Source organism: Colwellia sp. 6_MG-2023 (assembly GCF_030547765.1).
Classification (GTDB): domain Bacteria; phylum Pseudomonadota; class Gammaproteobacteria; order Enterobacterales; family Alteromonadaceae; genus Colwellia.
Genome location: NZ_JAUOPP010000011.1, coordinates 114,965 through 129,461 on the forward strand (window position 1 = coordinate 114,965; position 14,497 = coordinate 129,461).

The following is a 14,497-nucleotide window of genomic DNA, read 5'->3' on the forward strand; positions in this document are numbered from 1 at the left end:
CAGTTTTATCAAATTTCAACTGATACTACCAGTTAAATTTAAACACTTGTTTGAATTATTAACAAATTAAGACTAATTGACTATAAAACACTTAATTAATTCAGCAGTTTTCTCTGGGTTCTCCATATGAACATGATGCCCACCAATAAGCTTTTCGCTCGAAAAATTGGTAAATAAAGCACCAAAATCTTTCATTCCTGAACTCACCATATCTAAGCCATTACTTCCATAAATCAATTTCACTGGACATTGTATATCCCGAATAAGTTGCTGCGCCTGTTGAAGTGTTAATCGATAAGGAGAAGTATTACGTAAACGTGCATCACTTCTCCAACGGTAACCTTGTGCTTCTTTAATTATACCACGTTCAACAATTAGTTTGGCGTGTTCGTATTTCAGATCAGACACATTAGCACGTGCATGAACAGCTGATTCCATGCTCTCATGATATTTTTTCTTAACACCCGACTTTCTTATCTTTAATGAGCTATCTCTTAGTCTACTTAGCATACCTTTACGTAACTGTTTAGTGGTTTCATCAGCTGCTGAGCTGATGAAACCAATAGAGTCTATTAATGTCAATGATTTAACTTTTTCAGGAAAAGCGGCAGCAAATGCACTGGCTATCATCCCCCCCATTGAGTGGGCGACAATATCGATTTGTTGCCAAGAATTAGTTTCAAATAGCTGTAATAAGTCATAAGTCCAGTCGATAAAGTGATAGTGAGCATCAGCGCTTTTATGGCTTGAGTTGCCATGGCCAGCCCAATCTATAGCAACTATATGTTTATCTGGTAGCTTTTTTTGAAGATAAGGCATGAGCGGCAAAAAACTAGCAGCGTTATCAAGCCAGCCATGCAAACAAAGCACGATATTATTTTCATTATCTTTCTCTCCACACGCTAACCCTTGTATAGTCATAGTTTCAAGTGAATAGCTAACTTCTTTAATAGCGTTAACTGCAAGCATAGAGTCCCCTTATTTTTTTGCTGTTTTATATAAGGAATATAAAGCAAGCAATGCGATTGAAAACCAAATGAATACCCAAATCAATTCAGGAATATAGGTAATGGACGCTAAGGCAGCACCATCTCCTAAATGTCGACCATCAAGCAAGTATGATGGACTAGATAGGCTATTCAATAAAATTAAAAGCCCTATTAGTTGCATTAAGCGCTGAAGATAATAAGTTTTATGTAACTTAATAGTAAGTAAAAATAAACAGGCTAGCACGCCTAAAATAAACCAAGTTAATAAATCTCGTCCCCAAAAAACAATAGAGCTAAGCAATAATAAAAATAATGAAATAGAAAAAATTTGCGCTATTTTTTTATGGGCACTAGCTAATTTATAAATTCCCCACCCCCAAAGCGTTGCGCCTGCATAGCCAGCAAAACTAATAACAAAACTAATCCCCCCTTGCGTAGTACATAACCCTGCACCATTAGTAAATAATTGTATGCGGAGAACTTCCCCCCCTGTTAGCATTGCAGCTATACCATGACTAACTTCATGAAAGTAACTCTCTAACCAGTTAAATGGGATGGAGACCAAGGGTAATTGCTTGATAACAATAGCAACAAATAAAAGAATGAAAAAATGGTATTTAGTCCACAAGCTTGATGAACTAAGCTTGTTATTAGATGAACGAGAAGACATCGGTGCTCGACTTATAAAAATAAAATAGAAGATATACTAACGTATTTGCCTGCCACTAAAATAAAGCAAATTAAATAAAATTGTTAAGCAAATAAGTCAACGCCAAAAATTTTTTGTACCGATTCACGTTGAGCCAAATTATTTACCGATTGATAACTTGCTACAGCCGTTTCATTGTTTGATGAGACTTGATTAGCAAAAGAATGCTTATCATCATTTTTTTGTGTCAGTGATGGTTGTAAGGTTTGGTTCTCTTTAAATAAGGCAATAGCCTGCTCATCAATAACAAAATTAGGTGTCGCTTGTTTATTTGATGATGTTTCCTGCTCTACTTTACTCGGGTCAGCAGAATCCCTCGACTCATTAATCGATGTATTCTGCTTATGACTAATATTAGCAGTAGATAGTTTCCCATACGCAGAGGTAGAGCCTACAGAATTAGGTATATTCATAAATATAATCTAACAAAATATTTATTCATAGGCAATTTATTCAACCATACTTATTGATAAGTATTTATAATCAAAAGCTTATCAATATTTACTTTCCTGGTAATTTTTTCCAAGAAACCGTGTCGCGAACATAAACAGGTTGAGCATCTTCGGCCTTAACACCTTCACCTTGTTCGAGTATAGCTTTACCTATAACAAGCATTGCTTCCGCACTAGGAAACAAGACATCAGGTGTACCTTGATTACTTTTTAATGCGGTTAACTCTTCTTTATAAGCATCCCAACCAGTACCAACACCATAAATAGGTTCAGTAACTATACCCGCTAAACGCGTATTCACTGCCTCGGGTGCACTTACCGCTTCACATTGTTTGTCGGCAAGCACTTGCTCTTGCATTATATTATTTTCATCAAGTACAAAGTAAGCGTTATAAACTTCTCCCATGCGTGCATCAATAGTCGAAATCACTTTAGTTTGTTGATGCTTTATAAAAGCTAGTTGCGCCATGGCTTGTAAACTTGACACGCCAATAACAGGTAGGTCAGCAGAGAAAGCCAACCCTTGAGCAACTCCAACGCCAATTCGTACACCAGTAAAGCTACCAGGACCACGCCCAAAAACTAAGCCATCACATTGTGATATTGTGATCCCTGCTTCTTTTAATAATTTATCGACCATAGGTAATAATTGTAAACTATGGGATTGTGGACATAACTCATAACAGCTATAAAGCTTACCTTCTACTTGTAAAGCAACTGAGCAAGCTTCCGTTGAAGCATCAATGGCTAAATAATTCACTATTCTCTTACCTTTTAAATTTCTAATTAATACCTTCAAGAAAGGCTATTGCTTTAGTTAAATCTCTGCTTCGTCTCATTTCAGGAAGACTCTTCAAAAAAGTTTGCCCATAAGGACGATTAACTAAACGGTTATCACAGATCACCATAATACCACGATCACTAACATCACGAATAAGTCGACCAACGCCCTGCTTTAAAGCAATAACAGCTTGAGGTAACTGTATCTGTGCAAAGGCATCCCCTCCTTGACGTCTAACATCTTCACAACGCGCTTGTAGTAAAGGATCATCAGGTGAAGCAAAGGGTAACTTATCAATAATAACACAGGTGAGTTTATCACCTCTTACATCAATACCTTCCCAAAAACTAGCTGTAGCAAGTAATACTGCGTTATCTTTTTTTACAAATTGTTCTAATAAAATTCTTTTTGCCATTTGCCCTTGAACTAGCAAAGGGTTATCAATATCAACAGCTAAGATTTCCGCAACTTGGTTCATAACACGATAGCTAGTAAACAACATAAAACAAGCACCTTTACTCGCGATAATGAGCGGTTTAGCTAATTCTGCTAAATGTTGAGCACGGTTTCTATCATTTGCTTCAGGTAAGTAGCGCGGAACGATTAATTGCGATTGCTGCTGATAATTAAACGGACTTTCCAATAATAGTTGACTGGCACCTTGTAAACCTAAATGATTAGCAAAGTGTTCAAAATTATTATCTACAGCTAGTGTTGCCGACGTAAATATCCAACCAGCTCCAGAATCTTTAACATAAGCGTTAAATTTATCCGCAACACTTAGCGGCGTTAAATGAAGTACAACATGTCGCGGAGTTGTTTCGTACCAAAAGCTCATGCCATTAATATCAACATTAGCCATAACATCATATTGCGATAACAAATTAACGGCACGGTCAAAGCAGTTATCAATAGCTTCATTGCGAGATACACACAATTTTATTACTTGATATAAAAAGTCCAAATCAACTTTTAACCGCTCAAATTTTTGTATAAAAGATTGTAACTGATATTTTTCTCGCCAATTTCCCCGTTCAGGATCGTAATTAAATAGCAACCTAAATTCTTGACAAGTTTTTTCTAATTTATCTGCGGCTAATCCTAGTTGCTTCATATCAGTTAATTTACTACGATAAATTTGTGATACATCCGTGCATAAATCAACAAGTTGACGGGTAGAAAATGCTTCGCCAAAGTAATCACTAGCGATATCACCTATTTGATGAGCTTCATCAAAAATGACCACTTGTGCTTTAGGGATTAACTCACCAAAACCAGTGTCTTTAAGTGCCATATCAGCAAAGAATAAATGATGATTAACCACGATTAAATCGGCATCAATAGCCCTTTGTCTCGCTCGAACTAAGTAACATTGTTCATAATCAGGGCAGTCTTTCGCTAAACAATTATCTAACGTACTAGTAATAAAAGGAAATACCGCCGAATCTTCGGTGACATTAATCAATTCACCAATATCACCTGTTTGTGTGCCATTAGCCCATGCTTTTACCTTAACCAAATCATTTAACGTATTAGCATCTAATTGGCCTCGTGTTTCTTGATATTGCGCTAAACGATAACGGCATAAATAGTTAGCGCGGCCCTTTAATAAAGCAACTTGAACATTATTCGCTAACGCCTTTTTAACCAACGGAATATCTTTATGGAATAATTGCTCTTGTAAATTTTTTGTTCCAGTCGACACAATAATTTTAGTATTAAGTTCATCACCACTTGAAGCAGAGTTCACGCTAAGAAAAGCTGGAATTAAATAAGCAAAGGTTTTACCTGTCCCGGTTCCTGCTTCAACAATAAGTGATGACTGCTGCTTAATAGCATTTTCTACTTCTAATGCCATGTCTGTTTGTGCTTGACGAGGCAAAAAACCGTCAATAGCCTTCGCTAATGCACCATTAGAGGAAAATGCTTGAGCAACTGGAGTCATGATGTAACAGCATGAATTGAAATGAATAGAATCATGAATTATACGGAATTATTGTAAAACTTAAAGGTAATAACTTTAACAACCATCAAAAAAACCACACAAATACAAATACGAACAATTATCACTTGATCGGTTTACTGACTTACTATATCATCCAACAAAAATGATAATGATTCCCATTAAGAACAATATTTATGTATACAAGATCTGCTACAAAATATTTAGCTATTGCATTAACCACAAGCTTCTTTTCTTCATACGATGTAATAGCTCAGGAGGAAAAGCTAACAACGGATGAACTTATTGTTATCACCGGCACACGCTCTCCTAAATTACTTTCAAACTCTCCCGTTAACATTGAAGTTATAGAACAAGATCAAATCAATTTGCTAACGCAAGGAACCATTGCTCAAGCATTAAACTTTATGCCAGGTGTCGTCGTTACTAGAAATGAAAAGGATGGCTATAACGTTCAAATGCAAGGATTTGATGGCGATAATGTATTAATTCTTCTTGATAGCCAACCTCTAATCTCTCCAACGGGAGCCTCGGTAGATCTCGATCAAATTAGTGCACAAGATATTAAACAAATAGAAATTATTCGAGGTGCTTCTTCGGTAATGTACGGTAGCTCGGCTATGGGTGGTGTTATAAATATAATCACCAATAATAGTAAAGAAAATCAACTAAGTATTAGTTATGAAGCTGGCAGTTACACACAGAATGCCCTTGAAGATGATAATTATTCACATCAAGCAAGGTTTAGCGCCACGCTCGTTACTGGCGATTGGCGACATCAAGTTAATACACTAATTAAAGATTCTCCAGGCTTTGATTACGATGATGATCATAGTTCTACGCCGGCTGGTAGCTTAAAAAAATCTTTTATTAGTTACGCTAGTACAGGTGAAATTTCCACTATCAATACGGCATTTAAGTACCAATATTTTGATGAAGATAAGGAAAAAAACATAGGGAAAATTGCAGGGCAAAGTGCTTTACAACAATTTATTTCCAACGTGAAACAACAACAATTTGATATTGATTTAAAACAAAACTTGTCTAATGAAAAAGATCTCATCCAACAAAGTTGGCAATTAAATAGCCGCATAATGAATCATCAAGAGCTTAGTGGCCAAAGTGGCAGTCATCGCAATGCTGAAATTAGTTTATACGAACTTAATGGTCAATATGTTTGGTCTACCGCTTCATTTGAAAGTGTTTCAGGTGGCGTAATTCATAAAGATACATTAGAGCAAGTAAAAGTTGCTGATGGTAATCAAGAAGTTCCTTTTGTTAGTAAAGAAAGTTTTGAGGCATTTAGCCAATTAAATTGGATTAAAGATAAAAGCCAATACTTAGCAGGTATTAGAGTTCAAAACGATTCAAGCTTTGGTTTTCATTCTGCATTGCGTTTAAGCGGTATGAATGACTTGATTACAGGTAACCATAAAGTAAAACTGCGTTACGGCATTGGTCAAGGTTACAGAGTACCAACATTAAAAGAGCGTTTTTATGAGTTTGATCATAGTTCTTTAGGTTATAAAGTATATGGAAATCAAGAGTTGCAGCCTGAAACCTCTATTACTGCTAACACATCACTATCTTATGAAACCAGCATTGACAATCCCATCCTCGGCAGTTTTGATTTTAAAACTGCTATTAATGCTTTTTATACACAAGCAAAAGACTTAATTGATACAACTGTTGATACGGATCGCTCTATTGAAGAAGCATTAGACATATCTGTATATACCAATGTAAAAGAAGCAACAATCAATGGGTTTGATTGGTCCATAGAAACCACTTATGCACAATGGATTAGCAAAATAAATTATAACTATTTAAGTGCAAAAAATGATAATGGACATCGGTTAGAAGGTAGACCAACTCACCAAGTAAAAGCCAGTATAGGCTATCGCCCTGATCACTATAACATTAACAGCATGCTTTATTTTGTTTATCAAAATGGTGAGTCGATTCCCACAGAAGGCTATGAAAATGGCACCTTAAATAATAACTGGTTTACTGTAGATTTTAAATTAAGCCAAGTATTGAACGACCATTTCTCATGGCGTATCACAATAGAAAACATACTCGATGAACACCAAGATATTAACGCAGTGAGAGAGCAATTATTTGATTCTCGACCGATTAGCAGTCGTTATGTGTCCTTTGGGCTTACCTATAAACTATAAAAAATTAACAATCTAAACAAAATCAACAATGACAAGGAAATTAACATGAATAATAAATCGATTTTTTTTACATCATTATTTACCTCGCTAGCATTAACTGCTTGTGGTGGTAGTGATTCAACCACAGACGCTGAAGTAGTACCAACAACACCAGAAGAACAAGTTGAAGAGGTGGTCATCCATGGCCCATTTTCAACAGGCACTACATCAATACCTCTCTCTGTTTATTTCGATTTAGAAACAATGTCTGTTGTCACGTTAACCGATGAAGAAGCTAAAACAGATACCCAATGGGATATAGCTTTTAACCGTACTGATATTTACTTAAATAACGCAGATGCCGATGCGCCTGTTTCAGTTTACTTTACTGGTAACAATAGTGATTTTTTTGATGGTGATGGCAATGCTATTGCTGATTCGTTTATCAATGCAACACCCGAGACTGAACTTGAAGATTTTGAAGCGGTTATGCTTGAAGATGTACCGGCCGATAACGAATTATTTTTAGTAGACCAAAGTAATAGAGTGCTTGATGGGTTTTATTTATACGATACAACAACACATGTTGTCAGTGCTGACGACACGCATGCTTATATCGTTGACTCTGATGGTACATATACAAAATTTAAAGCAAGTGCAATAACCACTGAAGGTTATGATTTAGCTGAAATCACCCTAACCTATAGTAACCAAACCGATGTTGATACTGAGTTTGCCACTGTCGAGTCTGACGTAGTCGTTAATGCTGCTGAAGCTTGTGCTGCTTATGAAGGAATTTTTATTGATTTTGAGCTTGGCCAAGTAGTTAGCTCTAGTGATGATTGGGATGTCACCTTACCTTGTAACGACGATAATACAGGCGCAAGCTTTGAGATCAATCTAGCTGAAGACGCAACTGCCATGCAAGATTTTGACAACACGTATACCGGCATTGACTTAGAAGCTTTACGTTATTACGACTTCGAAGAAAATGTATATAACGTGCGTGCTTTTGATGAATTATCTTGGTATAGCTACGGCTTAGATGGTGGTCATATTATTTGGTCTCAATATGGCGTTTATATCATTAAAACGGCTACCGCCAGCTATAAGTTTCAAATCACAAGCTATTACAACACCGATGCTGAATCTGGTAACTACTCTTTTAGAGCACAAGCGCTGAAATAACCTTTAACTAGCAACTACCTTAACGGGGTTAAGGTAGTTTTCATCGCTCTACAGGAGCTTCGAGAGCATTTATGATTTATCAACTTGAACAGGCAATGTATCAATTGTCTGAACTTTTTATGGCACCAGTACTGATTTTAATTGCTGGGCTATTTATTTATTCACTGTTTGCTATCGGACAATATGTCATGCAAAGCATTCAGCGGAAACAAAACACCCAACCATTTTACCAATTACTGAATGGCGAACTTGGTAAAAATCATCAATTAAACTTAACCGGTTACCCTCTTGCACAACTCGCCAATAACTATCCTCAAGTAACCAAAGATCAACTCGATGTTAATGCCTTAACCTTACTTGAAGGCGTAAGAAATGTCAGTCGTTTAGCACCAATGCTTGGATTAATTGCCACTATGGTTCCAATGGGACCGGCTCTTAAAGGGCTAGCTGACGGTAACATTCAAGGCATTAGTGAAAATTTAATTGTTGCTTTTTCTGCTGTTATTTTCGGTTTAGTCATTGCATCAATTACCTTCTGGATTGCGAGTGTAAAAAAACGCTGGTTAGCAGAAGAGCTCGTTGCGCTAACGCCTTTACTGAAAGAGTCACAACAAAAAACAAAGACGATTAATACAACAACAGCAGAGGCCAACAATGAAGCTGCTTGATGAAGACGAAGGCATTAACCCAGCCTTATCGGTAGTTAATTTAGTCGATGTCTTTTTAGTACTGGTTGCCGCCTTATTAATTGCTATTGCTCAAAACCCATTAAATCCCTTTATGGCAGAAGATGTCACTGTTATTAAAAATGAAGGCAAAGAAAATATGGAAATTATTGTCAAAAAAGGTAACAAAATAGAAAGCTTTAAGAGTGATGGAAAAACCGGCTCAGGTAGTGGTAAAAAAGCGGGCACGGCATACGAAATGGCTGATGGCAGTATAATTTATGTAGCCGAATAATCGTTATATTTACCTGAGATACAGATAAGTGATGATAAGACTATGCATCACCTTATCTTTACTCTGATATAAAACATAAATCTCACCCTTAAAAAATCGACAATTTTTATTTAAAAAGCAACATTAATTAACACTGCACTTTATTTTAAATAAAGAGCGCTAAAAATTAATTTACAGATAAGTAATTTATGAAATATATAAAAAAATTATTCACACTATCAACACCAAATTTACGCTCTCTGGTTAAATTCAGTGCTGTATTTAGCTTTTTGTTTTCTTGCGTTATCAGCGCTAACGCTGTTAACGCTGTAGCATCTGACAACAAGGCTGATACGCCTCTTGCATCAAACACCACTAAGATATTATTCGTCAGCGGCAGACACTCAAATAAAGCCAAAGTCGCTTTACTTAAAAAAGCGGCAGAGACTAGCACGATGATCGATTGGGATATTAGCCAACAATCGTCCAGTACTTTAACTGACAATCAAAAAGCGGCAACCTTATTTGCTCAATACGACCTAGTTATTTTAGATTCCGTATCAGCCAACTCTGCAGTAAAAACTTACCAAAACCTTTTACCAAGTGTTCAGTTATTAACAGCAAAGAATGCTAAAACAAAATTACTTGCTTTTCATTTAGCTAACGCTGGCGGATTAAAAGGCATAACAGCTGAGCAATTAACGACTGTTTATACTTATTGGGACAACGCAGGACGTAAAAACCTAACGAATTTATTAGATTACATAGCTAAGGATATACTCATATTACCTAACGCAACATTAGTTAATGTAACAGCGCCAATTATCTTCCCAAACCAAGGTATTTATCATCCTGATCAACCAACGCTAATGAGTGATTCTTTAGCTAATTATCAACAGTGGAAAGCACCGAAAAAAGATCAAGTAAAAATAGCTTTATTAATGCAACGTGCTTCTATCGAAACTGAACAAACAACGGTTGTTGATCAAACTATTAATCGATTAGAAGCTCAAGGTGCCTATGTTGTGCCATTTTTCTTTGAACTAAGTCCACACAGTGGCGATTACTCTCAACTATTACAGCTAGATCCCACTACAAATAACACTGACGTTGATATTATTATCAACTTCCGTAACATTCACTGGGCAAGCAAACGTAAAGCAGAATTTGAAAAATTTGGTGTACCTGTCATTCAAGCATTAACTTATTATGATGGCGATCAAAAAGCATGGGAGTTAAGCGAAGCAGGGATTTCACCGGGCATGATGTCATTTATGTTGGTATTACCTGAATCAGCAGGTGCAATTGATCCAATAATAGTGGCGGCGAGAAATCAACAAACACATCAAGTTGAAATAATAGATTATCAGTTAGATTTTCTAGTAGAACGTGCTATTAATTACGCCAAACTTGGTCACATACCCAATAGTGAAAAAAAGCTCACAACTATGTTTTGGGGCGACCAAGATATGGGTGCATCCTTCCTAAATGTACCAGAGAGCTTAGCTTCTATTAGTCACCGTTTAAATGATGAAGGCTATACAATCGATAAAGTTGATGCACAATACTTTATTGACCGGGTAGAGCCTATTTTAAATCCATTTTATCGTGACTTTGAGTTAGAAGCGTTATTAAAAGACGATTTAGCAGAATTACTACCACTCTCGCAATACAAAGCATGGCTAGCAACAGTGCCACAAGCAACGGTTGACAGCATCAATGCTAAATGGGGACAACCTGAAGATAACTTTATGGTAATTAACCGAGATGGTGAAAATTACTTTATTATTCCACGCATTCGTAACGGCAATATGCTGATATTACGTCAACCTCCGCGTGGCGATAATGCAGATAAAGAACAAAGCTTATATCACAACACAAAAATACCAATGAACCATTATTACTTAGCAGCATATTTTTATGCGCGTGAATACTGGAAAAGTGATGCTTTTATTCATTTAGGTACACACGGTACTCATGAATATTTACCAGGTAAAGATCGTGGTTTATCTCGTTACGATGGAGCAAATTTATCAACCGGCACATTGCCTATTATGTACCCTTATATTGTGGATGATGTTGGTGAAGCAATGCAAGCAAAGCGTCGTGGTAATGCTGTCACCGTTGGTCACATGACACCACCATTTGCTGCCGCAGGATTACAAGGTGTGACTGCTGATATGCATATGCTAGTAGATCAATATCGCCATATTGATACCGGTGGTGTAAAAGAAAAGACTAAACAACAAATCATTGATTTTTGTATTAAAGAAAACCTGTGCAAAGACTTAAATTACGAATTAGCACAAATTAATGCTGACTTTGATACTTTCTTAGACGATTTACATCGTTATTTAGAAGAGTTAGCGTCTTCTAATCAGCCACTAGGTTTACACAGTTTTGGCGAATTATCTGAGCAACGTTTAATTATTTCAACCGTCGGTCAAATGTTAGGATCTGAATTTTTAAGTATCGCGTCGGAATTTGAAAAAGATTATTATAATATTGAAGATCATCATGATCATGGTGACGATAGCGATGAACATGAACATGAACATGAACATGAAGAAAGTAAAAATCATAAAGATCATCAAGGCAAGGTTAAATCTCATGACGATATTTCTGACGGCTTAATGCATTTTGTTAAAGAGGACCTAGCAGAGACTGCTGGCTATAAAACCTTACGTGACTTTGTGGTTAATGTTTCTACCAATACAGATATGAACGAGCTTGATGACAACATAAAACCTTATATTCTTAAGGCGCAAGAATACTACACCAATATTGTCGCTATTAAAGAATTAGACAACTTAGTCGCTGGCTTAAATAATAAATTTATTTCACCTAAAAATGGCGGCGACCCTATTCGTAATCCTGACTCGCTTCCAACCGGGTTTAATCTTATTGGTTTTGACCCATCACGTTTACCAACCAAAGCGGCTTACGAACAGGGTAAAGAGTTAACCACTGAAGTGATTGCTAATTATTATCAAAAACATGGTGAATATCCTGATAAATTAGCCTTTACATTATGGTCGGTAGAAGCGATGCGTCATTATGGTGTGTTAGAGAGTCAGGCCCTATATGCTATGGGAATTAAACCTAAATGGAGCGCTGATGGTCGAGTTATTGGTACGGAAATAATCCCCTATAGCGAACTAAAACGTCCACGTATTGATGTAGTCTTATCAGCAACCGGTTTATACCGTGATGCATTTCCTAATGTAATGTCAATGCTTGCAAACGCCATTAAAGATCTAACTGAATTAAAAGAAGAAAGTAACCCACTTTGGCGTAACTTTATAAAAGAAAATAGCCAAAAAGTTAAAGCTCAATTACAAGCAGAAGGTGTTGATGCGGCAGAAGCAGAATACTTATCTAGCATACGTATTTTCTCTAATACTTTTGGTAGTTACGGCTCTGGTGTCGATGATCCAATCATGAATAGTGACACTTGGGAAACAGATAAAAAAATAGCCGACAATTATTTAGCTACTATGGGTAAACACTTCGGTGTTGACAGTTCGCGCTGGGGTGAGGAAGTTGAAAACCTTTACGCTAAACAATTATCTGGTACTGATATTGCTCTCTTTTCTCGTTCGTCCAACCTTTACGGTATGATCACTTCTGATGATCCATTTGAATACTTTGGTTCACTAGCGCTAGCAGTACGTAACATTGATGGAAAAAGTCCTGAAATGATGATCAGCAACTTACGTAATACTCAAAAAGGAAAAGTGGAACAGGCTGGTGATATGCTAGCAAAAGAACTACGAACTCGTAACTTCCACAAACGTTGGATTAGCGAAATGCAAAAAGAAGGATACAGCGGCGCTGTAACCATGTCTGGTAATTTAAATAACTTCTGGGGCTGGCAAGTGGTTGCTCCTGATGTAGTACGTGATGATCAATGGGATGAATTTGCCGATATTTACGTGAACGATAAATTAGCAATGGGACTTGATGAATGGTTCGAAAAAACTAACCCAAAAGCCCTAGCTCGTATGATGGAGCGTATGCTTGAAGCTGAACGTAAAGATTACTGGGAAACCAGTGATGAACGTTTAAAATCCATCGTTGAAAAATACATTGAGTTTGTTGAGAAATACGACTTAATTGTCATGAACGACGCCGTGCGTGAATATACAAATGAACTTGCACAAGGGTATGGTTTACAACCACTACAAAATGCTAAAACCATGGAAGATATGGCCGCGGCAAAAATTCAACAAAAAGCATTAAATACACAACAAGCAAAGGCAAGCCAAACAGAACAAGTTGAAGGACAGAAACTTGAAAAACAGAGTAAACAAACAGAAGCCGAGCCTAACGATTTTATTTGGCAAGCGGTTTGCGTAATGTTACTGGTGATATTACTTGGTGGTCTTTATCAATGGCGTTCAGCACATCGCCCTCGCCTATTAAATCAAGTTGATAGCAATAAAAAATAGAAAAATAACATGAGTAGAGTGGCGATAATAACATCGCCACTCTAGAGTAAAAACGAAGTTATCACGTTTTATAGCTTATTTATTTGTTGCTTAAAATATTAAATATAAAGATCTAAATGTTTACTACCATCTTCCGATTCAGTAATAACACTAGTGTCACTGTCTACTTCTTTACGCTCAGTCAACTTATGCTTTTTATCATCTGGCTTTTCGTCATCTAAGGTTTCATCATTTAGCTTGGCATTTTTACCCTGGCTATCATTACTGCTTTCATTCACGCTTTCAGCTGAAGATTGACTCTCTTGTTGTCGATCGTTTTCTTTGTCACTATTGTCGTCAACATCTTTTTCATCAAAATATGCATCATGATTTTCAACGTGATCTAAATCTTCAGTTAATTTACTTGTGTCGGCAGCTTTCGAAGGTCCCTTAACCTTATTGTTTGTCGGCTTAATAGGAACTTGCACTACACGTGTTAACGCTGTGGTAAAAATATCCATAACCATCCCGTATCGTTGTTTCCTCAATAGAAATATAATAACAATCGTGATACCCCTTTATCGTCAAGTTAAACAAAAACTTTAGCTTAAGACAACGATTATCCGCCCTAAGACGCGTTAATTATAACTAAAAGAGAGGTTTTATGATAATGGGTATTGGATATGAGTAATCTAGAATAACATAGAGAGGATAGTAAAAACCGAGCAATCACTATCCTGCCAATTATTATGTTAATTAACCTCAGCTCGGGATAAGAATTAATTAAATTGAACTAAGTGCCCGTTCCAGGATCCGATCTTTCGACCAAGAAAAAACAGAAAGATAATAAGGAACGGGCGTGAATAAACTAGTTGAAATATTCTGTG

The 14,497-nt window shown here is 36.6% G+C and carries 11 protein-coding genes; 5 read left to right on the forward strand and 6 right to left on the reverse strand.

The features are described from left to right. Window positions 1-72 precede the first annotated feature (72 nt). The 5 genes from Q4503_RS09110 to Q4503_RS09130 all read right to left on the reverse strand — a co-directional run bounded on the left by Q4503_RS09110 (window position 73) and on the right by Q4503_RS09130 (window position 4,876). Entirely contained in the window at window positions 73-969 is an 897-nt protein-coding gene (locus Q4503_RS09110) for an alpha/beta fold hydrolase (protein WP_215973708.1), read from the reverse strand. Window positions 970-978: 9 nt separating this feature from the next. Further along, window positions 979-1,659, reverse strand: a complete 681-nt coding sequence (locus tag Q4503_RS09115; protein ID WP_215973707.1) for a M50 family metallopeptidase — start codon at window positions 1,657-1,659, stop codon at window positions 979-981. Window positions 1,660-1,742: 83 nt separating this feature from the next. Next, window positions 1,743-2,111 carry a hypothetical protein gene (locus tag Q4503_RS09120; protein ID WP_215973706.1) on the reverse strand — a complete coding sequence of 123 codons (369 nt, stop codon included), beginning with the start codon at window positions 2,109-2,111 and terminating at the stop codon, window positions 1,743-1,745. Between the two features lie 88 nt (window positions 2,112-2,199). Continuing rightward, entirely contained in the window at window positions 2,200-2,910 is a 711-nt protein-coding gene (gene tsaB, locus Q4503_RS09125; RefSeq protein ID WP_215973705.1) for a tRNA (adenosine(37)-N6)-threonylcarbamoyltransferase complex dimerization subunit type 1 TsaB, read from the reverse strand. A 22-nt stretch (window positions 2,911-2,932) separates the two neighbouring features. Then, complete coding sequence (locus Q4503_RS09130) at window positions 2,933-4,876, reverse strand: ATP-dependent DNA helicase (protein ID WP_303602055.1); 1,944 nt, start codon at window positions 4,874-4,876, stop codon at window positions 2,933-2,935. Between the two features lie 194 nt (window positions 4,877-5,070). Here Q4503_RS09130 and Q4503_RS09135 point away from each other — a divergent pair, with 194 nt between their 5' ends. The 5 genes from Q4503_RS09135 (at window position 5,071) to Q4503_RS09155 (ending at window position 13,631) form a co-directional block, all read left to right on the forward strand. Then, entirely contained in the window at window positions 5,071-7,074 is a 2,004-nt protein-coding gene (locus tag Q4503_RS09135) for a TonB-dependent siderophore receptor (protein ID WP_303602056.1), read from the forward strand. Window positions 7,075-7,119: 45 nt separating this feature from the next. Further along, window positions 7,120-8,241, forward strand: a complete 1,122-nt coding sequence (locus tag Q4503_RS09140; protein WP_303602057.1) for an HmuY family protein — start codon at window positions 7,120-7,122, stop codon at window positions 8,239-8,241. Window positions 8,242-8,312: 71 nt separating this feature from the next. Beyond that, the gene (locus Q4503_RS09145; protein WP_303602058.1) at window positions 8,313-8,909 is read left to right on the forward strand and encodes a MotA/TolQ/ExbB proton channel family protein; all 597 of its coding nucleotides are present in this window, start codon (window positions 8,313-8,315) and stop codon (window positions 8,907-8,909) included. Then, on the forward strand, window positions 8,896-9,201 hold the full coding sequence (locus Q4503_RS09150; protein WP_303602059.1) for a DUF2149 domain-containing protein: 306 nt from the start codon (window positions 8,896-8,898) through the stop codon (window positions 9,199-9,201). The genes Q4503_RS09145 and Q4503_RS09150 overlap by 14 nt, the downstream gene beginning before the upstream one ends. A gap of 188 nt (window positions 9,202-9,389) precedes the next feature. Further along, window positions 9,390-13,631: a cobaltochelatase subunit CobN gene (locus Q4503_RS09155; RefSeq protein WP_303602060.1), complete on the forward strand. Its 4,242-nt coding sequence runs from the start codon at window positions 9,390-9,392 to the stop codon at window positions 13,629-13,631. A 98-nt stretch (window positions 13,632-13,729) separates the two neighbouring features. Here the strand turns inward: Q4503_RS09155 and Q4503_RS09160 are convergent, their stop codons facing one another. Further along, window positions 13,730-14,131, reverse strand: coding sequence for a hypothetical protein (locus tag Q4503_RS09160; protein ID WP_303602061.1), 402 nt, complete (start codon window positions 14,129-14,131; stop codon window positions 13,730-13,732). Between the last annotated feature and the right edge of the window lie 366 nt (window positions 14,132-14,497).